Raw genomic sequence first — 22,440 nt, forward strand, 5'->3', positions numbered from 1 at the left:
CGGACCCGGCAGGCCCCGTACCGGCGGCGGCAGCGTCCCGGTCGCGTCCCGGGCCCGGCCGGCCGGTGGCCACCACCCGGCCCGCCGCGGCGTCGCCGGCGGGGACGGGGATGCCCACGTGCGCGGCGCCGCGTCCGGCGGACAGCGGTCCGCCCGAGGCGGCCACGCGGCTCGCGTTCTCGGCCGGACCCGTGGTCGGCGCGGCCGGGGGCACCGGCGGGCGCGGCGGACGGCCCGCAGCCGCGGCGACCTCGGTCGCCGCGGCTGCGGGCCGCCGCCAGGGCGTCGTATCCGTCACCGGCCGGCCGCACCCTCAGGGGCCGGGGCCCCGCCGACCGCGATCGGCCCGCGCCCGGAGGCGGCGCCACGGCCGCGTGCACCGGAGGCGGCCCGAACGGCCGGGATCCGCAGTCCCGCCGGGCCGGAGGGGGCGAGCGCACCCGCACCTCCCCCGGAGGGCAGCGCCCACCAGGCCGCCAGGCCGATGATCACTCCTGTCAGGACGGTCGACGGGCCGCCGATGTCCGCGTAGAGGAAGTCGGTGAGCTGCCAGACGAGCAGGCCGATCGCGACCAGTCCGCAGTCCCGCACTGCGGACGGCCCCGCCAGGCACCGCCGCAGGCCCGCCACCAGGAGGGCCAGCCAGCCGCCCGCCAGGGCGATCAGCCCGATCAGTCCCTGCTCGCTGAGCACCAGCAGGTACATGTTGTGCGGGGAGAGCAGCGGCTGGCGGATGTACCCCTGGCCCGCGCCCGCGGTGTCGCTGCCCGAGGACAGCGCCAGCCCGGAGTGGGAGTCCCGGTTGGCCGGGAAGCCCTTCAGCCCGACGCCCACCGCGGGCCGCTCGCGCCACATCGACCCGGCCGCCTCCCACATCGTGTAGCGGTCGGTCACCGACTGGTCGGGGGCGTCGGAGACCTGCGTGATCGAGGTCAGCCGCTCCGCGACCATCGCGGAGCCGACCCCGAACCCGCCGACGAGCACGACCCCGGCGGCGGCCAGCGCGAGCAGCACCTTCAGGGCCCGCCGGATCCCGGCCAGGGCCATCACCAGCCCGGCCGCGGCGAAGGTGGCGATCCAGGCGCCCCGGCTGAAGGAGAGCACCAGCGGGAGCACCAGGACCAGCGCCGCCGCGCCCGAGGCCCGCCGGACCCGGGCGGGCAGCCCCGGTGCGAGGGCGCCGGCCGTCGCGACGACCAGGCCGTAGGCCACGACGGTGGCCATGCCCATGACGTCCCCGGGTCCGAAGGTGCCGACGGCGCGGATGTCCTCGCCCTGGTACGAGGCCCCGGTACGGGTGGCGAACTGCACCACGCCCACCGCCCCCTGGACCAGCGCCAGCACCACGAAGCACCCCGCGGCCAGCCGGAACTCCGAGGCGTCCCGCACCAGCAGCACGATCGCCGCCGGGACCAGTACGAACACCTGGAGGTAGCGCACGAACCCGGGCAGGGCCGCGTACGGGTCCCCCGCGGTCACCGTCGCGACGGCGAGCCCGAGGGCCGGGAGGCCGAGGACGAGCACCCCCAGCGGGCTCAGCGGCCGGACCCGGCCCCGCAGGGCCTGGATCCCGCAGACGAACACGAGCAGCAGTGAGGCGGCGTCGGCCGGACCGACCTTCCCCGAGGCGCTCGCGTCACCCGCCGGGACGGGGATCAGGAGGGCCAGTACGGTCGCGGCGAGCGGCAGCAGCGGCCAGTGCCGACGCAGTAGTTCGGCGGGGTGCGGGCAGGACCACGACGTCGGTGACGTCGGTGCGGCAAGGCTCATGCTTTAGCTGCCCCCCAGCCGGAAGCGGAAGAAGGAGGCCGCGGTGCGGGCCAGGATCCACAGGTCCTGCCACAGCGACCAGGTGTCGATGTAGTGGTTGTCGAAGCGGGCCCGGTCCTCGATGGAGGTGTCACCGCGCAGCCCGTTGATCTGGGCGAGCCCGGTGATGCCGACCGGCATCCGGTGCCGTGCCTCGTACCCGGGGTGCACACTGCTGAACTTGGCCACGAAGAAAGGCCGTTCGGGACGGGGACCGACCAGGCTCATGTCACCCCGGACCACGTTCCACAGCTGCGGCAGCTCGTCCAGCGAGGACTTGCGCAGGAAGGAGCCGACCGGGCTCATCCGGCAGTCGCCGGCCACCGTCCAGCGGGTGGCGGACTCGTGCGCGTCGGCGCGCAGGGTGCGGAACTTCAGCAGGGTGAAGGGGCGTCCGTACAGGCCGACCCGCTCCTGACGGAAGATCACCCCGGGCCCGTCGGAGACCCGTACGGCCAGCGCGCAGGCCCCCATCACCGGGGCGGCGAAGAGCAGCGTGATCGCGGCGAGCGAGGAGTCGATGACCCGCTTCGCGTACCGCTCGACGGGCCGGGCCGGACGCGGCAGCAGCGGCTGGACGGCGTACCCCCACAGCTGGTCGGCGGGCTGCGCGACGCGCATCCCGGTGACCTTGGCGGTGCCCGCCGGGTCGGCGAGCCAGAGCCGGCACCCGTGGTCGTGGAAGAGGCGCACCAGGGAGGCGGTGCGTTCGTCGGCCTCGGGCGGGCGGGTGAAGACGGCGTGCCGGACGGAGTTCTGGATGACGGCCCGCCGGATGTCCTCGTGGGTGGCGAGTACGGGCACTCCCGCGGTCCCCTCCTCGGCGGGCCCGGTGTCCGCGAGCCCCACGGGGCGCAGCCCGTACTCGGGGCGCCCGTGCAGGGCGGCGGCGACCGCGCTCGCTCCGGCGCCGGGTCCGACGACCAGGGCGGAGGCGGGGCGGCGGGCGCGGGTGCGGCGGCGGAGCTGGTTGACGAGGCCGCGTCCCGCGCAGGCCAGTACGACCTGGACGCAGACGGCGCCGAGCAGCGCGCTCCAGCCCAGGGCCTCGCCCGGGGCGGTGGCGGCCAGCACGGCGGCGGCCCCGCACCACAGCGCGGCGGACCGCCCGGCGAGCGCGGGCAGTTCGAGGAGCGCGGAGGGGGCGAGCCGCGGCCGGTACAGCCCGGCCTGCGCGTGCAGGGCGACCAGGGCCAGGGCGAGGGGGGCGGCCGCCCCGAGGGGCAGCTCCGTTCCGGGCAGCGCCGCCACCGTCGCCGTGGCGGCGAACGCGTCGGCGGCCAGCAGCGGGGCGATCCCGTCCCGGCGGCGCGCCCTGCTCGGCCGTACGGTGGCCCGGGCGCGGTCGGCCTTGGGGCCGCGCGGGGGGTGGATGGCGGTCACGGAACGGCGCACGGCGGCGGTACCGGTGGCCGTGCCGGACGCCGTGCTGGTCGTGCCGGCTCCGCCGGTGGTAGTGCTGGTGGTGCCGGTGATGCCGCCGGCGGGCCCCGTACCGCCCTGCCCGGTGTGCCGGGCGGGTGCGCTGTCCATCGTCATCGGCTGATGCGCTCCTGGTTCAAGGGCCGGGGCCTGCCCAGCAGTTCGTGATACAGACCGGTGACCGCGTCCGTGGTGCGCCGCACGTCGAATTCCATCCGCGCGTGCCGCTCGGCCTGCTCCCCGAGTGCGGCGAGCAGCCGCGGCTCGGCGAGCAGCCCGCCCAGGGCCTTGGCCAGCGCCGTCGGGTCCTCCGGTTCCACCAGGCACAGCCGCCCCTGGCCGGGCGGGAGGCTCTCGCGGGCACCGCTGACGTCGGAGACCAGGACCGGGCGGCCACAGGCCATGGCTTCGAGCGGGGCGAGCGCCATGCCTTCCCACCGCGACGGAAGTACAACGAGATCGGCGGCCCGAAGCCACGGCCGGATGTCGAAGGCGGACCCCGCGAAGTGGACCGAGGGCGGGGCGCCGCGGCGCAGCCGTTCCATGTCGGGGCCGTCCCCGACGAGCACGAGCCGGGCCCCGGGAACGGCTCCGAGCAGCTCCGGCCAGGCACGCAGCAGGACGTCCTGGCCCTTCTGCTGGCAGAGCCGGCCGACGCAGACGGCGAGCGGCCCGTCGCCCTGGAAGGCGGCGGGCAGCGGGAGTTCGGCCCGCGCCCGGGCCTTGTCCTGGACGGGGTCCGGGCCGCCGGGGCGGAAGTGGCCGAGGTCGACGCCGTTGCGGATCACCGACCAGCGGGCGGTGATCCCCTCGGACTCGCCGGTGCGGCGTTCGGCTTCGCTGACGCAGAGCACCCGGTCGGCCCAACGGGCCCCGAAGCGCTCCCAGCGCAGCGCGAGCGCGGCGGTGGCCCCGCCCACGGCGTCGAAGGACCAGGCGTGCGGCTGGAAGACGGTCGGGACGGCCCCGCGCACGGCGAGCCGCCCGGCGAGCCCCGCCTTGGCGCTGTGGGCGTGCAGGAGGTCGGGCCGGACCCGCCCGATGAGGCGGCGCGCGCCGAGGACTTCGGCGGCCAGGCCGGGGCCGGGAGCCCGCCCGGCACGCCAGGTGAGCACCTCGGCCCCGGCCTCGCGGGCGGCGTCGGCAAGTTGTCCGCCGCGCGGGCAGCCGACGTAGGTCCGCAGGCCGGCCGCGGACTGGGCGCGTACGAGGTCCACGACAACGCGGGCGACCCCGCCCTCGACCGGCTGGACGAGGTGGAGGACGGCCGGAGGCCGGGAGGGGGATGGAGAGGGAGAGGAAGGCACGTGGAGTGGTCTCCTACGTTCAGCGGCGCGCGTCTGTCTGAACGAAGAGCACACCGAGGAAATGACCCTGGTTTTCACCCGTGAACCCGAAGGTCAGGCTGCGGGCACCACCGGACAGGGCGGGGCTCAGATCGAACACGTCCGCGTCATATCCGAGGTTATTCATATGTTCGGGCTGTCGCACGAACGAGTGATCGCCGAATTCCGTGATTGTGGAATTCATAACATCATTAAAAGGATTTTCTCCGTCGCTGAGACTGATCCGGCGCCCACTGTCGGCGGTCACCGTGAGTGAGTCCCCGAGCGTTCCGCGGTCCCCGTCGTACGCGACCACCCCGGCCCGCCCCTGAGCCCCGGGCGCCGCGTCCAGGCCGGTGAGCTCCACCGTCTCGCCCGCCGCCTCGCCGGCCCCCGCGGCCAGCCCTTCGAAGCCGTCCCAGATCGAGACCCTGCGCACCGGCTCCTGCGGGTGCTCGTAGGCCACCACCAGCGTCCAGCCGCCCCAGGCGCCCATGTCCGAGTGCCCCATGGCGATGTTCAGCTGGGCCACCGTCCACATCCCGGCGCCGCCCTTGCGGACCAGCGGGGTCACGTCGGCGGAGGCCTGGTAGGCATCGCCGGCCGCGTCGCTGCGGTGCCCGACGGCCGTGTCGGCCAGCACTTCCTTGTACGAGCCGCCCGGCTCGGCGACGAGCACCCGGCCGTTGTCCTCCGGCGGCTTCTGCTCGCCGACCCGCAGGTTCCCGCCCCAGTACAGCCGGGCGTACGAGACCTTCGCGCCCGCCGGGACCTTGAGCTCGGCCCGGGTGGAGTTGTAGGTGTCCGGGTCCTTGTCGACCTCGTCGTAGAACATCTCGTAGTCGCCGTTGGTCCCGGCAGCGCCCTTGTTGACCTCGGCACACGGCTCGGCCTGCGCGGACTCCTCCTTGCGGCAGCCGATGGAGGAGTTCGAGGCCCGGACCAGGCCCCCGTGCTGCACGGCCTGGTAACGCTGGGTGAAGGGAACCCGGGGCGCCTCCTTGACCAGCGGCCCCCGGGCGCCCGGCGGGGCGGCGGCGGCCCCGGATGCGGGGACGTTCACCGAAAGTGCGAGGCAGGACAGCAGACCGAGCGTGCCGAGGATTCTGCGGGAGGAACCCATGACCCTGTCTCCATTTTCGATCAAGGGGACAAAACAGGAGTGAACTTTGTCAGAAGTCCGGAGGGAAATCACGCCGGACTCGCTCATACGGCCTTTTGGGCGATAACACGCACCCTGGAGACGGGCGGGTCGTTATGGGCTGCACCATTGTTCGAACCGAAAGGAAAAGCCGAGACGAAGAAGAGGCTGGTACGCGGCACCACCCTGGCGGTCGCGAGCACCGCGCTGCCGATGGGCGCCGCGGGCCTCGCCTCCGCGCACGGCGGCGACGGCGCGACGGCGAACGGCTTCACCGGTGAGTCCCCCGGCGTCCTGAGCGGCAACCTGCTCCAGGTCCCGGTCCACGTCCCCGTGAACGTCTGCGGCAACACCGTGAACGTGATCGCCCTGCTGAGCCCCTCGTTCGGCAACACCTGCGTCAACGCCTGACGTCAACCGTGCCGCCCGAAACTTCGGCATCCGAGTGAAGAGACGCAACCCGAACCGCGGTTGCGCCGTTGATCCGGGTGCTTGAGTACCGCGCAATCCTGCAAAAAAGGGACCATCATGATCAAGAAGTTTGCGGCCGGCGCAGCGGTTGCCGCCTCGTTCGTCGGCCTGGGTGCCGCCATGGCCCCGCAGGCCATGGCCATCGGCAACGACCACGGCATCAACACCGTGAACGGCAACGGGGCCTCGCAGATCTACGGCAACCAGGCCACCTACGGCAACATGAGCCCGCAGATGGCGCTCATCCAGGGCTCGTTCAACAAGCCCTGCCTCGCCCTGCCCGCCAAGGCCAACGTCCAGTCCGTGCTGGCTCTGGTCAACGTCGGCGTCCAGGACATCCCCGTCCTGTCCAGCCCGCAGAACCAGCAGTGCACCGAGAACTCCACCCAGGCCAAGGGCGACGAGGCTCTCTCGCACATCCTCAGCAACATCCCGGTCCTGTCCGGCAACGGCTCCGCCGGCAGCTGACAGCACCGCGCCAGTGGGGCCGTCGCACCTTCGGGTCGCGGCGGCCCCGCCGCATGTCGGGACCAGAATAAGGACTCCGAAGCGGCCAGAAATCCGGCCACAATTCAGGACGCACCCGCATCTGAGTGAATAAGCTGGAGTCGCGCGAAAATCCCCGGTTTCTTTTCCCCGGCCCACTCGTTGTTATTTTTGCAGCGGATAGACCCCTGCGGGAAGGAAACGAAAACAAATGACGTACAAGAAGGCAGTGGTGCTGGCCGCCGGCGTTCTGATGGCCGCCGGTGCCGCCTCCCCCGCCATGGCCGACTCGGATGCGGACGGCACGGCCGTCGGCTCCCCGGGCGTCCTCTCCGGCAACGTGATCCAGGTCCCGGTGCACGCCCCGCTCAACGTCTGCGGCAACACCGTCAACGTGATCGCCCTGCTGAACCCCTCGTTCGGCAACACCTGCGTCAACGCCTGACGAAGCGCCTGCGCCCGCAAGGGCAGACCTCCTCGGGGTGGCCTCGGAGTGCACGGCGGTGCACTCCGAGGCCACCTTCGATTCAGCACCGGCCGCAGCGCCGGTAGACAGGGAAGGACCCATGCGACAGGTACTGAGCCGACAGGTACTGGGCAAGGGGGTGCTCACCGCGGCCGCCGCGTCCAGTCTGCTGTCGATCGCGACCGGCGCGGCCTACGCACAACCCGGGGCGATGGCCGAGGCCTCCCAGTCACCGGGCGTGCTGGCCGGCAACAGCGTCTCGGTACCGATCACCTTCACGCCGAACGTGTGCGGCAACACCGTGGACGCCGGAGCGGGCCTCAACCCCGCCATGGGCAACAACTGCGCCACCACGACCGGCTCCGACGCCGGGTACGACTACGAGCGCTACCTGAGCCCGCAGCAGGCCGAGCAGGTACGGCACTACGTCAACCAGAACGACCAGGGCGACGACCGGCACGAGGAGCGCGAGGACCGGCACGAGCAGGGCGGCTACGGAGAGCGCGGACCCGAGCAGCGGGGCGGCCACGAGGACCACGGGCCGGGCCCGCAGGGCGGCTACGGGGACTCCGGAGAGGAGGAGTGCGACGACCACCCCGCCCCGGAACGGCCCGAGCCCCGGCCGCAGCACGAGCCGCAGCCGCACGCCGAGCAGCCCCCGCCGCCGGCCCCGCACCACGCGCCGCCCGCGCCGCGGCCGCTGCCCGTGCCCGAGGCGGAGCACCCGGCGCCCGCGCCCGCACCTGCTCCCGTAGAGCAGGCACCCGCGCCGCAGCCCGAGCCCGTACCGGCACCGGCCCCGGTCGAGGAGGCCCCGCAGCCGCTTCCGGCGCCGGCCCCCGCGCCCGTAGTGGAGGAGGCTCCGCACACGCTGCCCGCTCCGGCTCCCGTCGCGGAGGAGGCTCCCGCGCCGATGCCCCCGCACGGCAGCCAGGTCGTGGAGCACCCCGCGCCGGTAGTGCCCCCGGCCGACCAGCCGCCGGCGGCCCCCGCCGGTGACCTGCCGGTCCCGCTCCCGCCGGCACCGCTGCCCGCCCCGGCACCCGCCCCGGTTCCGGCGCCCGCGCCCGGTCCCGAAGCCGTTCCCGTCGTGGCGCCCCCCTCGGCACCCACGCACCAGGAGCTCGCCGCGACCGGTGCCGGAGAGCCCAGCGCCGCGGCGGCCCTGGCCACGGCCCTGATCCTGGGCGGCGCCCTTCTGTACCGCAGGTCCCGCAACGCCGCCTGACGGCAATACCGGTAATCAGAAGAAATATCGGCCGGAGAATCCTTGTCGGATTCTCCGGCCGTTGCCGTGTTCGGTTCCGCGTTTCCGTGGCGCCGGGGAATCGTTAACCAGGTCGAAAGTGGCGCGACGGTCGCCACTGGCCACCATTGGAAAAGGATTTCGAACATGAAGCTCTCGAAGGTCGCCGCAGTCGTCGTCGGATCCGTCGCCGCCCTCGGCGCCGCCTCCCCCGCCTTCGCCGCCACCGAGGCACCCGCCGTCCCCATGAGCCTGACGAGCGGGCTGACGGCCGTCACCGACTCGGTGAACCCGGTGTCGGCGGCGCTTCCCCAGACCGTGGGCAACGGGCTGGCCGAGCAGGGCGAGAGCGTCCAGAAGGTCGTGACCACCGTCCAGAAGGTCAACGAGGTCCGCAACGACGCTCCGGCCGAGGTGATGCACCTCGCCAACGGGGCCACCCAGGCCTCCCCGCTGCTGGGCGGAGTGAAGCTCAACGGCGGCGGCTCCAAGCACTGACGGGCCCGTCCCGTTCCGCCGCCGACATGACTGTGGGCGCCCCCGGCCTCGCCGGGGGCGCCCACAGTCATGTGGTGCGTCGAACGTCAGTCGTTGACGCAGACGTTGCCGAACGCCGGGTTCAGCGCGCCGATGACGTTCACGGAGTTGCCGCAGACGTTCCCCTGAAGGTGGATCGGGACCTGGACCAGGTTGCCCGAGAGGACACCGGGGGAACCCACGGCCGCGCCCTCGGCCGACGAGTCGGCCATTGCGGAGCCGGCGGCACCGGCCGCAGCGAGACCAGCGGTGGCCAGGACCAGGGCGGCCTTCTTGGCAGTGTTCATGGGAAGTGCACCTTCTCTTCGATGTTCTGCCCCGATTCCGGGGCTCACATCGAGCGAAACGGTCCACCTTCCCAGACGACACGGTTCCGCACGCGATCAGACCTGTTCAGCCCAATAGTCGTAACCGCGTGCGGGTCCGCGTACGGGTCCCGGTGCCTACGGAAGGAACTCCGCGAACGACGGGATCTTCGGGACGAGGCCCGCCGCCGTCCCCGGCACCGCCGGCACGGCGGGCACCGCGGCCGCGGGCGGGGCGGCGGGTTCGGAGACCGGCAGCGCCGGTACCTCCGGGATCGGGACGTCCGGGATCGGGACGTCGGGAATGGGGATGTCGGGGATCTCCGGAACCGCCGGGATCGCCGGGATCGGCAGGTCGGGGAGGGCGGGGATCGCGGGGATCTGCGGCAGGGACGGGAGCGTGGGCAGTTTGATCTCGGGGATCTTGATCCCCGGCAGCAGGGTGCCCAGGCTCTTCGTCAGGTTCGCCAGGATCTCGGAGACGGCGGCGAGGGCGTCCTCGACGGGACCCGCCTTCGCCACCCTCTCGTTGATCTCCTCCTGTGCGGCCGCCACCCGGTTCGCGGCGGCACCGGCACCCTCTGCGGCGCCCGCGGGAGCTGCCGCGCCGGCGAGTATGACGACCGCCAGGGCCGACGGGACAAGGACGCGGATGCGGGAGGCTTTGGTGCGGTGCATGGATGTTCCTTCTGGTGGTCGCTCAGAAGCGGACCCGAGCGATCCGCTTCCTTACCCACCGTGCGAAGGGGTTGCACGGACCGCAACACGAGCGCGGCGCCTCCGCGCCGCTGCGGGGTGCGTACGGGCTTCGCGCAGGCGTCCGGGGACGGCTCACCCCACCCGGGGAAAACCTGCCCGTGGACAGGCCGTTTGAGTGAAGCAGCGGAACCAACCACCAAAAGAGCAGTTGATCAGGGCGCTCCACTAGCGGGCACTCGTGCGACAAAAGGATCAAGATGCTCAAGAAGATCATGACTGCTGCCGCGGTCACCGCCGCCGCCGTCGGCGCGGGCGCTGCTGCTGCCGCCCCCGCCATGGCGATCGGCAACGACAATGGGATCAACACCGTCAACGGGAACGGTGCCGTGCAGGCCTACGGCAACCAGAAGACCCACGGTGACATGAGCCCGCAGCTCGGCGTCGTCCAGGGCACCCTGAACAAGCCCTGCATCGGTCTGCCGGCCAAGGTCAACGCCCAGTCCCTGGTGGCACTGCTCAACATCGGTGTCCAGGACGTCAACGTCCTGTCCAACCCGCAGAACCAGCAGTGCGCCGAGAACTCCACCCAGGCCAAGGGCGACGAGCCGCTCTCGCACATCCTGGACAACATCCCGCTCCTCTCGGGCAACGTCTCCGCCAACAGCTGATCTCCGCTCCCGATCGACGGTCCGGGACCCCTTGGTCCACAGAACCGGCGCCCGTGGAGCGACGCGTTCGAAGAAGCGGCGTGACGTCGTGAAGTGACGAGGGCCCCGGCAGCGTCCAGCTGCCGGGGCCCTCGCATGCCGTCGACCGGTCCGGGGAGGATCAGCCGGTCCAGAAATCCCACCACCGGGTCAGGATCAGCATCCCGATCACGCCGGTGTGCAGGACGGGCGGGGCCCAGCCGAAGTCGGCGAAGAAGTTCCGTACCGGTGCGGGCGCGGGGAGGATCCCCGCGCGCACGGTGTGCGCGGTGACCGCCCAGAACATCACCAGGGTGGCCGCCCAGGTCAGGCAGCACCACAGGCAGAGCGCGTTGATCTCGTAGAGCGACTGGACCATGAGCCAGGTGCAGAATCCGACGCCGAAGAGCATTCCGGCGTCGAGTCCCAGCCAGAACCAGCCGCGGTGGCGGGCCCCGGCCAGCAGGCCGGCGCCGACGCACACGACCGCCCCGTAGGCGACCAGCCCCAGCATCGGGTTCGGGAAGCCGAAGGCCGCCGCCTGGTCGCTCTTCATCACGCTGCCGCAGGAGACCACCGGGTTGAGGCTGCACGCGGGCTTGAAGTCCGGGTTCTCCAGCAGCAGGAACTTGTCCAGGGTGATGACCCAGGCGGCCAGCACTCCGGCGGCCCCGGTGATCAGCAGCAGCCAGGCCAGCGCACGGGGGGCCGCGATCGGTTCCGCGTCCTTGCGGTTGTGGGGACGGCCCTGCTGGCGGGGGACGCCCACGGTATTTGTTGCCATACGGTCATGCTCCCGCCCTTGTGCCCGCTATCCGGCCCAACCATGCTCATCGACATGGAGGTTGACCTGAAGGGGTGGCTGGAACCCCTGGCGCTTCCCGGACGTTTTACCGAACCCCGGACGTGATGTCAGACCCAGGGGTTACGTTGAGCTTCCGCGAAGTGACGAGCTGCGACGGCCTGGAGACCCACCTTGAGCGATCCGCACGAGACAACCGAGGCGCACCTCGGCCGACTCCTGGGCCGCGCCCTCAACTCCTTCGATCTGCCGGACGAATTGGTCGAGCGGCTGGGCACCGCGCTCGCCCACAGGACCTCGCTCCACACCACCCGCCGCAGCCCCTCGGCGGGACCGTGGCGGGAGATACACCGGCACGCCTACCTGCTGTCCGACGGTGACTCCGTGGTCCTGTGGGAGCTGGCGCACCGTCAGGATCCCGACCTCTCCATACGGTACGAGGTCTTCGCCGGCAAGGCGGAGACCTGCCTCGCGGCGGCCCGGCTCTTCGGCGAGGTCCCCTCGCAGGTGGCGCGGGACCTCGTGGAGGTCACGGCCGAGGAGGAGCCGGAGAGCGACATCGCCGTGCTGAGCGCGCTGTTCACCGATCCGACCCCGGCCCCGCGGCACCGCGAGTACGAGGTGGAGGAGTCCGCGGACCACGCCCGCCGGGTACTGCGCCGCGCGGAGAACCCGGACCGGCCGGGCGAGCAGGTGGCCCTGCTGCTGCGGTCGGCCTACGCGCACCAGATCACGCAGGTGTTCGGCACCCGGCAGTGCCTGGCGGACGGGCGGGACGCCGGCTTCAGCCTGTACGAGCACTCCTTCGTCCTGCTGGACGGGAGCGAGTTCAGCCTGTGGGAGGTCGAGCACACGGTGACGCCGGACGGGCGGCACATGTGCGAGGTCTACGAGACCGAAACGGCCGCGCGCGGAGCCATGGAGCTCCGCGCGCGGGTGAGGTGACCTGGGCGGGTCGAGTCGGGTCAGGCCAGGTCGGGTCGGGTCAGGCCGCGACGGTGACCTTCGCCGGTTCCGGAGGGGGCGTCGCTTCGGCGGGCGCGGCCTGCTTGCGCATCCCCTTCAGGAGGATGACCAGGCCGGCGCTGGTGGCCGTACCGGCGGCGATGGCGATCAGGTAGAGCAGCGGGTTGCCGATCAGCGGGATCACGAAGATGCCGCCGTGCGGGGCCCGCAGGGTGCACTCGAAGGCCATCGAGAGCGCTCCGGTGACCGCGCCGCCGACCATGGAGGCCGGGATCACGCGCAGCGGGTCGGCCGCGGCGAACGGGATGGCGCCCTCGCTGATGAAGGAGGCGCCGAGGAACCAGGCGGCCTTGCCGTTCTCGCGCTCGGTCTTGGAGAAGAGCCGGCCGCGGACCGTGGTGGCCAGTGCCATCGCCAGCGGCGGCACCATGCCGGCGGCCATCACGGCGGCCATGACCTTGAGGCTGCCCTCGTTGGGGGTGGCGAGGCCGCCGATGGCGAAGGCGTAGGCCACCTTGTTGAGCGGGCCGCCGAGGTCGAAGCACATCATCAGGCCGAGGATGACGCCGAGGATGATCGCGTTGGCGCCGGAGAGGCCCGCCAGCCAGTCGGTGAGGGCCCGCTGGAGCGAGGCCACGGGCTTGCCGACGACCAGGAACATCAGGAACGCGGTGACGGCGGAGCCGATCAGCGGCAGGACGACCACCGGCATGATCCCGCGCAGGGCGGTGGGGATCTTCAGCTTCTGGACGGCGAGTACGGTGCCGCCCGCGATGAGACCGGCGATCAGGCCGCCGAGGAATCCGGCGTCGATCGTGAGGGCCACGGCGCCGCCGACGAAGCCGGGGACGAGACCGGGCCGGTCGGCCATGCCGTAGGCGATGTAGCCGGCGAGTACGGGGACCAGGAAGCCGAAGGCGAGGCCGCCGGTCTGGAAGAGCAGCGCGGCCCAGCTGGCGGCCTCGGTCCAGACGAAGTGCTCGGCGACCGAGGGGGCGTTGTTGATCTCGTAGCCGCCGATGGCGAAGGCGAGGGCGATGAGGAGGCCGCCGGCGGCGACGAAGGGGACCATGTAGCTGACGCCGGACATCAGCCAGGTACGGAGCTTCGCGCCGTAGCCGTCCTGCTCCTCGCCGGCCTCTTCCACCGGGGTGGGGGCGGTGGTGGTCTCGCCGCGTGCCGCCTTGTCGCGGGCCTCCTGGAGGAGTTCCGCGGGGCGGTTGATGCCCGCCTTGACGCCTACGTCGACGGTGGGCTTGCCGGCGAAGCGGGCCCTGTCCCTGACCGGGACGTCATGGGCGAAGACGGCCGCGTCGGCTGCGGCGATGGTTTCGGGGGTGAGCTTGGTGAAGCCGGCCGAGCCCTGGGTTTCGACCTGGAGGTCGATTCCTGCCTCGGCGGCGGCCTGTTGGAGGGACTCCGCGGCCATGTAGGTGTGCGCGATCCCGGTGGGACAGGACGTGACGGCCACCACTCGGAACGGCTGCCCTGCGAGGCTCTCCCCCACCCCGCCCCTTCCCGAAACCGGGCTCCGCCCGGCCCCTTCGGGGGCTCCGCCCCCGGACCCCCGCTCCTCAAACGCCGGAGGGGCTGGAGTGGGTGCTGGAGGGGCTGGGCTTTCGGGCTCGCCCGCGACCAGGGCTGCCGCCTCCTCCGGGGTCGCTGCCGCGCGGAGGGTGGCCACGAAGTCGGGCCGCATCAGGCGGCGGGCCAGGGTGGAGAGGATGGAGAGGTGGGCGTCGTCCGCGCCGGCGGGGGCCGCTATCAGGAAGATCAGGTCCGCCGGGCCGTCCGGGGCGCCGAAGTCGATGCCCGACGGGGAGCGGCCGAAGGCCAGGGTGGGGGTCGTCACGTGGGTGGAGCGGCAGTGGGGGATGCCTATGCCGCCCTCCAGACCGGTCGGCATCTGGGCCTCGCGGGCCGCCACGTCGGCCAGGAAGCCGTCCAGGTCGGTGACCCGGCCCAGCTCCACCATCCGTTCGGCGAGGGCACGTGCCGCCCCCTCCTTGGACTCTGCGGACAGGTCGAGGTCGACCAGTTCGGGGAGGATCATCTCGCTCATCGCTCGTCGCTCACTTCGGACAGAGGGAGGTCCAGGGGCAGGTCCTGGGTGATGTGGACCGCGTCGGGGCGCAGGTCGCAGGGGGCCGGCATGGCGCTGCCGGGAAGCTGGACCGCGGCCGCGCCGTGGGCCAGGGCGGCGGCCAGGGCCGCAGGGCCCGTACCCCCCGCGATCAGGAAGCCGGCGAGGGACGCGTCGCCCGCGCCGACGTTGCTGCGGACCGAGGAGACGGCCGCCGTGCCGTAGTACGTGCCCTCCTCGGAGACCAGGAGCTGACCGTCCGCGCCGAGGGAGGCCAGGACCGCGCCCGCGCCCAGCGAGCGCAGCTCCTCCGCGGCCTTGAGCACGTCGCCGAGGGTGGCCAGGGGCCGTCCCACGGCCGCCGCGAGCTCCGAGGCGTTCGGCTTGATCACGTCCGGGCGGGCCGGCAGCGCCGCGAGCAGCGCGGGGCCGGAGGTGTCCAGGGCGATGCGGGCGCCCGCGGCGTGGGCCCGGGTCACGATGTCGGCGTACCACTCGGGGGCGAGGCCCCTCGGGAGGCTGCCGCAGCAGGCGATCCAGGCGGCGCCGCCCGAGCAGGTGCGGACCGTCTCCAGGAGGAGCGCCGATTCCTCGGCGGTCAGCGTCGGGCCGACGGCGTTGATCTTGGTGAGGGTGCCGTCGGGTTCGGCGAGGGAGATGTTGGAGCGGGTCTGGCCGGCGATGGAGACCGCCGTGACGTCCACGCCCTGGGCGCCGAGGAGTTCGGCGATCATCGTGCCCGGTGCGCCGCCGAGCGGCAGGACCGCCGTCGTACGGACGCCCGCGGCGGCCACCGCGCGGGAGACGTTCACGCCCTTGCCCCCGGGGTCCACCCGGTCGCCGGTGGCGCGCAGTACCTCACCGCGGTCCAGCGAGGGGACTTCGTAGGTCCGGTCGAGGGACGGATTGGGGGTGACGGTGAGGATCATACGAGCACAACTTCCGTACCGGCGGCCTCGATCGCCGCCTTGTGGGCGGGGCTGAGCCCCTGGTCCGTAATGAGGAGGTCGACGTCGGCGAAGGTGCCGAAGCACGCGAAGTGCTCCTGGCCCGCCTTCGCGGAGTCGGCGAGCAGGACGACGCGGCGGGCTGCCGCCATCGCGGCCCGCTTGACGGCGGCCTCGGCGAGATCGGGGGTGGTCAGACCGCCCTCGGCCGTGAAGCCGTTCGTGGCGAGGAAGAGGACGTCCGCGCGGATCTCGGCGTAGGCGCGCAGGGCCCAAGCGTCGACCGCGGCGCGGGTGCGGTGGCGGACGCGGCCTCCGACGAGGTGGAGGTCGATGCCGGTGTGGTCGGCGAGCCGGGCGGCGACGGGCAGCGCGTGGGTGACCACGGTGAGCGCGGTGTCGACCGGAATGGCGGCCGCGAGACGGGCCACCGTACTGCCCGCGTCGAGGACGACGCTGCCGCCGTGGGGGAGTTCGGCGAGGGCCGCGGCCGCGATGCGGTCCTTCTCGTCGGCCGCGGTGGACTCGCGCTCGGTGAGGTCCGGCTCGAAGTCGAGGCGGCCGGCCGGTATGGCGCCGCCGTGCACCCGGCGCACGAGCCCGGCCCGGTCCAGGGCCTTGAGGTCGCGGCGCACGGTCTCCGCCGTGACCTGGAACTGGTCGGCCAGGGACAGGACGTCGACCCGGCCCGCCTCGCGGGCGAGGCGGAGGATCTCCTGCTGGCGCTCCGGTGCGTACATGTGGCTTCAGATCCGTTCGATGCCCGACTCTGTGGATTCCTTCGTAGAGTACGCCCGTTTACGACTGAAAACAAAACAAACGGGCATGTCCGCCAACAGAAGCGGACATGCCCGTGAGGAGGGGTGCGGAGGCGTGCGGACTAGCCCGCGTACTCCGTGCCGCCCTCGCGCTCGGCCATGGGGACGGCCTTGCGCGGCAGCATGAACATCACCGAGAAGATCACGACCATGACGGCCACGACCCACCACATGGCGTGGTGGAACGCGTCGACGTAGGGCGGTCCGAACATCCGGTCGTCCTCGATGAACCCGAAGTACACGACGGAGGTGAGGCCCAGGCCCAGCGCGTTGCCCATCTGGCCGGTGGTGTTGATCAGCCCGGACGCCGAGCCGGCGTGCTCGCGCGGCACCTCGGAGAGCACGGTGTCGGTCAGCGGCGCGACGATCAGGCCCATGCCGATGCCCATGACGATCAGCGGGGCGGCCATCTGCCAGGAGCTGATGGTCATGCCGTACCGGTCCGACTCCCAGATGTAGATGAGCACGCCCGCGGCCATGGTCAGCGCGCCGGCCTGGAGCACCTTGCGGCCGAAGCGCGGTACGAGCTTCTGCACGGACACGCCCGCGGCGGCCGAGACGGCGATCGAGAACGGGATGCCGGTGGAGCCTGCCTTCAGGGCGCTCCAGCCGAGGCCCATCTGCATGTAGAGCGTCCAGACCAGGAAGAAGATGCCGGTCGCGAGGCCGAAGGTCAGCTGGACGGCGATACCGCCCGCGAAGCTCTTGACCTTGAAGAGGGAGAGCTCGACGAGCGGGGAGCCGTCCTTGCGGATCTTGTACTTCTCGTAGGCGATGAAGGCGCCGAAGACCAGCGGCGAGGCGATCATGCAGACGAAGCCCCACACCGGCCAGTCGTTCTCACGGCCGTGGGTGAGCGGGAAGATCAGCATGACCAGGGCGAGGGTGGCGAGCACGACGCCCACCAGGTCCAGGCGCAGCGCCTTGGGGGCCTTGGACTCGGAGATGAACTTGCGGCCCAGGATCACGCCGGCGATGCCGACGGGCAGGTTGATCAGGAAGATCGGGCGCCATTCGAGACCGGCGATGTTCCACTCGGTGAGCAGGGCGCCGAGCATCGGGCCCGAGACGGCGCCGAGGCCGATGATCGCACCGAACAGGCCGAAGACCTTGCCGCGCTCGTGCGGCGGGAAGGTGACGTGGATGATCGCGAGCACCTGCGGGACCATCATGGCCGCCATGCCGCCCTGGAGGATGCGGGAGGCGACGAGCACGTCGGGGTTGGGCGAGAGGCCGCAGAGCAGCGAAGCCGCGGTGAAGCCGGATATGCCGATGAGGAAAAGGCGCTTGCGGCCGTAGATGTCACCGAGACGGCCGCCCGTGATCAGTCCGGCGGCGAAGGCGAGCGCGTAGCCCGCGGTGATCCACTGGATGGCGCTGGTGGAGGCGCCGAGGTCCTCGCGCATCCGGGGTATCGCGATGTTGACGATCGTGACGTCGACCAGGTCCATGAAGGCGGCGGTCATCACGATGGCGAGCGCGATCCAGCGACGGCGGTCGGCGGGGGCCGCGGGCTCGTCGCCGGTCGCGCGCGTGTCTCCGGCGTCGCCGGCCTTGCTGATCGAGGTGGTCTCTGCGGGAGGGTCGGTCCGCTCTTCTTGTACGGGCCCGTTCTTTCCTTCGGGCGATGACTGGGTCGTCTCGGTGCTCATGAGGAGAAACCTAGACGGCATGTAGGTCAGGTGGTGTCCTATTTGGCTGGCACCTTTGAACCATGACGGATACCCCGGCCCGCCTCCTCTCCCTGCTCTCCCTGCTCCAGACCCCGCGCGAGTGGCCCGGCAGCGAGCTGGCCGAGCGCCTGCGGGTGAGCGCCCGCACGATCCGGCGGGACATCGACCGGCTGCGGGAGCTGGGATACCCGGTGGAGGCCACGCTCGGCGCGGAGGGCGGCTACCGGCTCGTGGCGGGCGCCGCGATGCCGCCGCTCGTCCTGGACGACGAGGAGGCCGTCGCGATCGCGGTGGGGCTGCGGGCAGGGGCCGGGCATGCGATCGAGGGCGTGGAGGAGGCCTCCGTACGGGCCCTCGCGAAGCTGGAACAGGTCCTGCCGGGGCGGCTGCGGCGGCGGGTGGGCGCACTGCAGTCGGCGACGGTCGCGGTGGCGCGGGGCGACGGGGCGAGCGTGGATCCGCGGACGCTGACGGCGATCGCCTCGGCGGTGGCGGGGCCGGAGCGGCTGCGGTTCGCCTACCGGGCGCGGGACGGGGTGGACTCGCGGCGGCTCGTGGAGCCGTACCGGCTGGTCAGCACCGGGAGCCGGTGGTACCTCGTGGCCTACGACATGGAGCGCGAGGACTGGCGGACCTTCCGGGTGGACCGGGTGAGCGAGCCGGGCGCCACGGGGGTGCGGTTCGCTCCGCGGGGGTTGCCGATGGATGCGGAGGAGTTCGTGCGGCGGGGGCTGCGGGGTGGGGAGTCCGCGTATCCGGTCGAAGTCACGTTCTCGGTGGCCTCGGGGCTGCCCGAGTGGGTGGCGGAACATGTGGTGGGTGGGGCCGGGGGCGCGGACGGCGCCGCCGTGCGGGTGCGGTTCGAGTCGGCGGATTCGCCGGAGTGGCTGGTGGCGCGGTTGGCGCTGGTGGGGGTGCCGTTCGTCGTGCACGGGCCGGAGGTGCTTGTCGAGGCGGCTCGGGCGCTCGGTGCGCGGCTCGCGGAGGCGGCGGGGGCGTAGCGGGCCCTGCGGGGCCGTCCCCTACCCGCCCTTCCACCGTTCCCAGGGCTCCGCCCTGACCCGTCAGGGCCCGGGCTGCGCCCGAGGCCCTGGGGCTCCGCCCCAGACCCCGCTCCTCAAACGCCGGAGGGGCTGGAATGGGGGGAGCCCCCGGCGCCTGGGGGGGATAGGCGCCGGGGGCTCGTATGGGGGGCTTCTTCTCGGGGCCGGTCAGGCCACCGCGTCGAAGCCGGTGTCGCGGGCCATCTTCTTCAGTTCGAGCAGCGCGTGCTTCTCGATCTGACGGATCCGCTCGCGGGTCAGGCCGTGCTGCTTGCCCACTTCCGTCAGCGTACGCTCCCGACCGTCATCAATGCCGTAACGCATCTTGATAATCGACGCGGTTCGCTGATCCAGCTTGCCCAGCAGGTCCTCCAGCTCCTCGCTGCGCAGCAGGGAGAGGACGGACTGCTCGGGGGAGATGGCCGAAGTGTCTTCGAGCAGGTCGCCGAACTGCGTGTCGCCGTCCTCGTCCACGCCCATGTTCAGGCTGACCGGGTCGCGCGCCCAGTCCAGGACGTCGCCGACGCGCTTCTCCGTGGTGTCCAGCTCGGCGGCGATCTCCGCGTGCTCCGGGTCCCGGCCGTTCTCGCGGTTGAACTCGCGCTGGACCCGGCGGATCCGGCCGAGCTCCTCCACCAGGTGGACGGGGAGCCGGATGGTGCGGGACTGGTCGGCGATGGAACGGGTGATCGCCTGGCGGATCCACCACGTGGCGTACGTGGAGAACTTGAAGCCCTTGGCGTAGTCGAACTTCTCCACGGCGCGGACCAGGCCGGCGTTGCCCTCCTGGATGAGGTCGAGGAGCGGCAGTCCGCTGCGCGGGTAGCGGCGGGCCACGGCGACGACCAGGCGGAGGTTGGAGCGGATGAAGACTTCCTTGGCGCGCTCGCCCTCGGCGGCCAGGACTTCGAGCTCCTCCTGGGAGGGCTGCTTGCCCTTGCGCTCTATCGCACCGTCGAGGATCTGCTGGGCGTACACGCCCGCCTCGATGATCTGCGAGAGCTCCACTTCCTTGGCGGCGTCGAGCAGCGGGGTCCGGGCGATCTCGTCCAGGTACATGCCGACCAGGTCGCGGTCTGCGATCTCCCCGCCCACAGAGCGAGCGCTGCTCGTGGACTGACGACGGGCGACGGCGCGGGTTGCCATGCGTGCTCCCTTGCGATGAGTTCGGTCGCGGTGGTGCGGTGGTTCGGCTGCACTGGTGCGGCTGCCCGGACACTCTCCCGAGTGCCCGCTTCCGAAGGAAACAACGACTGGAATCGGGACAGAATTCCCACGTTGCTCCCTGTTTTTCGAGATCTTGCAGTATCCTGCCCCGCCATCCCTCGATCCGAGGGGACCGGCGATGCCGTCGCACTCGAAGAGGTGCAGGTCAGGGCGGTAATTACGGCCGACCTCGGAGGGCCGACGGGCCGCGCGAGCGGGGCGTCGATGAGACCACCGTCACACTTGACAGGGCCGTTTTCACCCCGTCGCAGTGCTCGCCACCGGCTGCACTCCTACCCCAAGAGACGAACCTCAGCGGCTTCTGGTTGCCTCGGCTTGCGATGGCCTACCCGTCCGAGTGAACGTGAGGCATATTCCTTCGGCATGAGCGGCCGGTCTCCGAGTGTCGGAGGGTCGCTTGTGCCGTCCGGCTTGCGACGCCCACACTCAGAGGAGGTGCTGCACATGACCGCTCTCGCCCACGAGACGCTGGAGGCCGCAATGCCGAAGGTCGCGACTCCCCCGTCGGACCTTGACGACGCCCTGTGGCAGGCATGGAAAGCAATCGAACTCCCCGAGGGCTACCACGCCGAGATCATCGAGGGGCTCATCGAGGTGTCACCCACGGGTCGCTTGTCGCACAGCCAGATCGCCAACCGCCTTCGCCGCGCCCTGGACAAGTTCCTGGACCGGAGCGAGTTCGCGGCCTTCCAGGACACCCATGTCATTCAGGCACGGAAGGCCTGGATCCCCGACGTCCTGGTGGCACCCGAGGACGTGGAAGAACACGGCAGCGAGGACGGGATCGGCATCAAGGCCTCCGCCGTCCAATTGATCGTCGAAGTCGTCTCCCCCGGCAGCGACAGCGTGACACGCGACCGCACCCGCAAGCGGCGTGAATACGCGCGGGCGGGCATTCCCGTCTACGTCCTCATCGACGACCACGACGACCACGACGAGCACGGCATCGTGACCGTGCTGACCGCCCCCGATCCCGACCAGGCCATCTACGGCGACGAGGTCCGGGTGGGCTACGGCGCCACGGCCACCATCCCGACCGGCCCCGCCAAGGGGTTCGCCATCGGGGAGGACGTCACCGGTCCGGCCCGGAGCGGCGGGTAGCGACCTCCGGACAGGCCTGGCAGGCCGGTGGGCCCGACTGGGTCCACCATTTGCAGCGGGGGCGGAGGTGGCAGGGCGGGAGCGCTTGCTCGGAGCCGGACCGGGAGGTCGCCGTCAGGCGGGTGGCCAGGGTGCAGGTGTCGGCCTCGCGGTTGAGGCAGTGCGGGACGCAGTGCGAGGCCAGGCGGAGCAGGCGGCGCGGTTCCACCCCGGCGGGTAGTCCGGCCAGGGCTTCTGCCGCCGGGCGGGGGGCCGGGAGGTAGGCCGGGGGGCCGTCCAGGCCGTCGCGGACCGCGAGGACCAGCGACTCCGGCGCGTACGCCGAGCCGCTGGGGCACCAGAGCTGCTCGCGGTCAGCCAAATTGCAGGGAGCGCTTCGAGAGGCCCATCCAGAACCCCGAGACGGGGGTGGAGGCGGTGGTGAGGTCCGACTCCGCGGCGCCCAGGGTGACGAAGAGGGGGGCGAAGTGTTCCGTACGGGGGTGGGCCAGGCGGCCGGCCGGGGACTTGGCTTCGAAGTCCAGCAGGGCGTCGATGTCGGAGGCGGCCAGTGCCTCGTGGCCCCAGGCGTCGAACTCGGCGGACCATGACGGGACGCCCGGGCCGGTGTGGCGCAGGGCGGCCAGGTTGTGGGTGAAGAAGCCGCTGCCCACGATGAGGACGCCTTCGTCGCGCAGCGGGGCCAGCTTGCGGCCGATCTCCATCAGGCGGCGCGGATCGAGGGTCGGCATCGATATCTGGAGCACCGGTATGTCGGCCCCGGGGAACATCTCCACCAGCGGGACGTACGCGCCGTGGTCCAGGCCGCGGTCGGGGATGTCCTGGACGGGGGTGCCCGGGGCCTTGAGGAGCTTGCGGACCGACGCGGCCAGCTCGGGGGCGCCCGGAGCGTCGTAGCGGACCTGGTAGTAGTGCTCGGGGAACCCCCAGAAGTCGTAGACGAGCGGGACCTGCTCGGTGGCGCCGAGGGCGAGCGGGGCCTCTTCCCAGTGGGCGGAGACCATCAGGATCGCGCGGGGGCGGGGCAGGTCCGCGGACCAGGCGGCCAGTTCGCCGGGCCAGACCGGGTCGTCCGCGAGGGGCGGGGCCCCGTGGCTCAGGTACAGCGCCGGCATCCGGGTGGGGGCGAGGGCTTCGGGCGTCGGCATCGGGAGCTCCAGGAATCGTCGCGGCGGGGCGCCACGGAC

At 72.1% G+C, this 22,440-nt stretch carries 23 protein-coding genes; 9 read left to right on the forward strand and 14 right to left on the reverse strand.

Going from position 1 to position 22,440, the window contains the following annotated elements; translation table 11 throughout:
• Positions 1-294: 294 nt before the first annotated feature.
• The 4 genes from OG435_RS19520 to OG435_RS19535 are packed head-to-tail and all read right to left on the reverse strand — an operon-like array spanning position 295 to position 5,679.
• On the reverse strand, positions 295-1,770 hold the full coding sequence (locus tag OG435_RS19520; RefSeq protein WP_266878279.1) for an O-antigen ligase family protein: 1,476 nt from the start codon (positions 1,768-1,770) through the stop codon (positions 295-297).
• 3 nt (positions 1,771-1,773) lie between these two features.
• Positions 1,774-3,348, reverse strand: coding sequence for a sugar transferase (locus OG435_RS19525; protein ID WP_430625656.1), 1,575 nt, complete (start codon positions 3,346-3,348; stop codon positions 1,774-1,776).
• On the reverse strand, positions 3,345-4,538 hold the full coding sequence (locus tag OG435_RS19530; protein WP_266878280.1) for a glycosyltransferase: 1,194 nt from the start codon (positions 4,536-4,538) through the stop codon (positions 3,345-3,347). The genes OG435_RS19525 and OG435_RS19530 overlap by 4 nt, the downstream gene beginning before the upstream one ends.
• Before the next feature lie 19 nt (positions 4,539-4,557).
• Positions 4,558-5,679, reverse strand: coding sequence for a DUF3344 domain-containing protein (locus OG435_RS19535; RefSeq protein WP_266878282.1), 1,122 nt, complete (start codon positions 5,677-5,679; stop codon positions 4,558-4,560).
• A 231-nt stretch (positions 5,680-5,910) separates the two neighbouring features.
• Between OG435_RS19535 and OG435_RS19540 the strand changes: the two genes are divergently transcribed.
• The 5 genes from OG435_RS19540 (at position 5,911) to OG435_RS19560 (ending at position 8,864) form a co-directional block, all read left to right on the forward strand.
• A complete protein-coding gene (locus tag OG435_RS19540) occupies positions 5,911-6,108 on the forward strand; it encodes a chaplin (RefSeq protein WP_266881908.1) in 198 nt (65 codons plus the stop codon).
• A 117-nt stretch (positions 6,109-6,225) separates the two neighbouring features.
• A complete protein-coding gene (locus OG435_RS19545; protein WP_266878284.1) occupies positions 6,226-6,636 on the forward strand; it encodes a rodlin in 411 nt (136 codons plus the stop codon).
• A 229-nt stretch (positions 6,637-6,865) separates the two neighbouring features.
• Positions 6,866-7,099 carry a chaplin gene (locus OG435_RS19550; RefSeq protein ID WP_323187850.1) on the forward strand — a complete coding sequence of 78 codons (234 nt, stop codon included), beginning with the start codon at positions 6,866-6,868 and terminating at the stop codon, positions 7,097-7,099.
• Positions 7,100-7,220: 121 nt separating this feature from the next.
• The gene (locus OG435_RS19555; RefSeq protein WP_266878285.1) at positions 7,221-8,348 is read left to right on the forward strand and encodes a chaplin; all 1,128 of its coding nucleotides are present in this window, start codon (positions 7,221-7,223) and stop codon (positions 8,346-8,348) included.
• A gap of 165 nt (positions 8,349-8,513) precedes the next feature.
• Entirely contained in the window at positions 8,514-8,864 is a 351-nt protein-coding gene (locus tag OG435_RS19560; RefSeq protein ID WP_266878287.1) for a hypothetical protein, read from the forward strand.
• A gap of 86 nt (positions 8,865-8,950) precedes the next feature.
• On the opposite strand, the gene OG435_RS19565 is transcribed toward OG435_RS19560, so the two are convergent.
• Both OG435_RS19565 and OG435_RS19570 read right to left on the reverse strand, forming a co-directional pair.
• The gene (locus OG435_RS19565) at positions 8,951-9,190 is read right to left on the reverse strand and encodes a chaplin (protein ID WP_266878289.1); all 240 of its coding nucleotides are present in this window, start codon (positions 9,188-9,190) and stop codon (positions 8,951-8,953) included.
• 156 nt (positions 9,191-9,346) lie between these two features.
• A complete protein-coding gene (locus OG435_RS19570) occupies positions 9,347-9,886 on the reverse strand; it encodes a hypothetical protein (RefSeq protein ID WP_266878290.1) in 540 nt (179 codons plus the stop codon).
• A gap of 278 nt (positions 9,887-10,164) precedes the next feature.
• Here OG435_RS19570 and OG435_RS19575 point away from each other — a divergent pair, with 278 nt between their 5' ends.
• Entirely contained in the window at positions 10,165-10,575 is a 411-nt protein-coding gene (locus OG435_RS19575) for a rodlin (RefSeq protein ID WP_266878292.1), read from the forward strand.
• 160 nt (positions 10,576-10,735) lie between these two features.
• Here the strand turns inward: OG435_RS19575 and OG435_RS19580 are convergent, their stop codons facing one another.
• Positions 10,736-11,377 carry a vitamin K epoxide reductase family protein gene (locus OG435_RS19580; RefSeq protein WP_266878294.1) on the reverse strand — a complete coding sequence of 214 codons (642 nt, stop codon included), beginning with the start codon at positions 11,375-11,377 and terminating at the stop codon, positions 10,736-10,738.
• Between the two features lie 192 nt (positions 11,378-11,569).
• Here OG435_RS19580 and OG435_RS19585 point away from each other — a divergent pair, with 192 nt between their 5' ends.
• On the forward strand, positions 11,570-12,340 hold the full coding sequence (locus tag OG435_RS19585; protein WP_266878296.1) for a DUF6227 family protein: 771 nt from the start codon (positions 11,570-11,572) through the stop codon (positions 12,338-12,340).
• A 40-nt stretch (positions 12,341-12,380) separates the two neighbouring features.
• Here the strand turns inward: OG435_RS19585 and OG435_RS19590 are convergent, their stop codons facing one another.
• From OG435_RS19590 to OG435_RS19605, 4 genes are all read right to left on the reverse strand, one after another.
• Positions 12,381-14,423, reverse strand: coding sequence for a PTS fructose transporter subunit IIABC (locus OG435_RS19590; protein WP_266878298.1), 2,043 nt, complete (start codon positions 14,421-14,423; stop codon positions 12,381-12,383).
• Positions 14,420-15,373, reverse strand: coding sequence for a 1-phosphofructokinase (gene pfkB / locus OG435_RS19595; protein ID WP_266878300.1), 954 nt, complete (start codon positions 15,371-15,373; stop codon positions 14,420-14,422). The genes OG435_RS19590 and pfkB overlap by 4 nt, the downstream gene beginning before the upstream one ends.
• Positions 15,370-16,131: a DeoR/GlpR family DNA-binding transcription regulator gene (locus OG435_RS19600; RefSeq protein WP_266878302.1), complete on the reverse strand. Its 762-nt coding sequence runs from the start codon at positions 16,129-16,131 to the stop codon at positions 15,370-15,372. Before OG435_RS19600 ends, pfkB begins: the two co-directional genes overlap by 4 nt.
• A gap of 140 nt (positions 16,132-16,271) precedes the next feature.
• Entirely contained in the window at positions 16,272-17,675 is a 1,404-nt protein-coding gene (locus OG435_RS19605) for an MFS transporter (protein WP_430625766.1), read from the reverse strand.
• Positions 17,676-17,923: 248 nt separating this feature from the next.
• On the opposite strand from OG435_RS19605, the gene OG435_RS19610 reads away from it, so the two are divergent.
• The gene (locus OG435_RS19610) at positions 17,924-18,883 is read left to right on the forward strand and encodes a helix-turn-helix transcriptional regulator (RefSeq protein ID WP_266878305.1); all 960 of its coding nucleotides are present in this window, start codon (positions 17,924-17,926) and stop codon (positions 18,881-18,883) included.
• A 210-nt stretch (positions 18,884-19,093) separates the two neighbouring features.
• On the opposite strand, the gene OG435_RS19615 is transcribed toward OG435_RS19610, so the two are convergent.
• Entirely contained in the window at positions 19,094-20,071 is a 978-nt protein-coding gene (locus OG435_RS19615) for a sigma-70 family RNA polymerase sigma factor (RefSeq protein WP_266878307.1), read from the reverse strand.
• Positions 20,072-20,596: 525 nt separating this feature from the next.
• Here OG435_RS19615 and OG435_RS19620 point away from each other — a divergent pair.
• Positions 20,597-21,253 (forward strand): Uma2 family endonuclease, encoded by a 657-nt coding sequence (locus OG435_RS19620; RefSeq protein ID WP_266878308.1) that lies wholly within the window; start codon positions 20,597-20,599, stop codon positions 21,251-21,253.
• Here the strand turns inward: OG435_RS19620 and OG435_RS19625 are convergent.
• Together OG435_RS19625 and OG435_RS19630 are read right to left on the reverse strand one after the other, a co-directional pair.
• Complete coding sequence (locus tag OG435_RS19625; protein WP_266878310.1) at positions 21,225-21,614, reverse strand: hypothetical protein; 390 nt, start codon at positions 21,612-21,614, stop codon at positions 21,225-21,227. The two genes, OG435_RS19620 and OG435_RS19625, sit on opposite strands and share 29 nt — an antisense overlap.
• Positions 21,607-22,401 carry a dioxygenase family protein gene (locus tag OG435_RS19630; RefSeq protein WP_266878312.1) on the reverse strand — a complete coding sequence of 265 codons (795 nt, stop codon included), beginning with the start codon at positions 22,399-22,401 and terminating at the stop codon, positions 21,607-21,609. Before OG435_RS19630 ends, OG435_RS19625 begins: the two co-directional genes overlap by 8 nt.
• Between the last annotated feature and the right edge of the window lie 39 nt (positions 22,402-22,440).

Source organism: Streptomyces sp. NBC_01264 (assembly GCF_026340675.1).
Classification (GTDB): Bacteria; Actinomycetota; Actinomycetes; order Streptomycetales; family Streptomycetaceae; genus Streptomyces.

Coding starts and splice junctions, on each gene's coding strand:
- OG435_RS19520 (WP_266878279.1), bottom strand. CDS start 1,770: ATGAGCCTTGCCGCACCGACGTCACCGACGTCGTGGTCCTGCCCGCAC.
- OG435_RS19525 (WP_430625656.1), bottom strand. CDS start 3,348: ATGACGATGGACAGCGCACCCGCCCGGCACACCGGGCAGGGCGGTACG.
- OG435_RS19535 (WP_266878282.1), bottom strand. CDS start 5,679: ATGGGTTCCTCCCGCAGAATCCTCGGCACGCTCGGTCTGCTGTCCTGC.
- OG435_RS19540 (WP_266881908.1), top strand. CDS start 5,911: ATGGGCGCCGCGGGCCTCGCCTCCGCGCACGGCGGCGACGGCGCGACG.
- OG435_RS19545 (WP_266878284.1), top strand. CDS start 6,226: ATGATCAAGAAGTTTGCGGCCGGCGCAGCGGTTGCCGCCTCGTTCGTC.
- OG435_RS19550 (WP_323187850.1), top strand. CDS start 6,866: ATGACGTACAAGAAGGCAGTGGTGCTGGCCGCCGGCGTTCTGATGGCC.
- OG435_RS19555 (WP_266878285.1), top strand. CDS start 7,221: ATGCGACAGGTACTGAGCCGACAGGTACTGGGCAAGGGGGTGCTCACC.
- OG435_RS19560 (WP_266878287.1), top strand. CDS start 8,514: ATGAAGCTCTCGAAGGTCGCCGCAGTCGTCGTCGGATCCGTCGCCGCC.
- OG435_RS19565 (WP_266878289.1), bottom strand. CDS start 9,190: ATGAACACTGCCAAGAAGGCCGCCCTGGTCCTGGCCACCGCTGGTCTC.
- OG435_RS19570 (WP_266878290.1), bottom strand. CDS start 9,886: ATGCACCGCACCAAAGCCTCCCGCATCCGCGTCCTTGTCCCGTCGGCC.
- OG435_RS19575 (WP_266878292.1), top strand. CDS start 10,165: ATGCTCAAGAAGATCATGACTGCTGCCGCGGTCACCGCCGCCGCCGTC.
- OG435_RS19580 (WP_266878294.1), bottom strand. CDS start 11,377: ATGGCAACAAATACCGTGGGCGTCCCCCGCCAGCAGGGCCGTCCCCAC.
- OG435_RS19590 (WP_266878298.1), bottom strand. CDS start 14,423: ATGAGCGAGATGATCCTCCCCGAACTGGTCGACCTCGACCTGTCCGCA.
- pfkB (WP_266878300.1), bottom strand. CDS start 15,373: ATGATCCTCACCGTCACCCCCAATCCGTCCCTCGACCGGACCTACGAA.
- OG435_RS19600 (WP_266878302.1), bottom strand. CDS start 16,131: ATGTACGCACCGGAGCGCCAGCAGGAGATCCTCCGCCTCGCCCGCGAG.
- OG435_RS19605 (WP_430625766.1), bottom strand. CDS start 17,675: ATGACCGCCGCCTTCATGGACCTGGTCGACGTCACGATCGTCAACATC.
- OG435_RS19610 (WP_266878305.1), top strand. CDS start 17,924: ATGACGGATACCCCGGCCCGCCTCCTCTCCCTGCTCTCCCTGCTCCAG.
- OG435_RS19615 (WP_266878307.1), bottom strand. CDS start 20,071: ATGGCAACCCGCGCCGTCGCCCGTCGTCAGTCCACGAGCAGCGCTCGC.
- OG435_RS19620 (WP_266878308.1), top strand. CDS start 20,597: ATGACCGCTCTCGCCCACGAGACGCTGGAGGCCGCAATGCCGAAGGTC.
- OG435_RS19630 (WP_266878312.1), bottom strand. CDS start 22,401: ATGCCGACGCCCGAAGCCCTCGCCCCCACCCGGATGCCGGCGCTGTAC.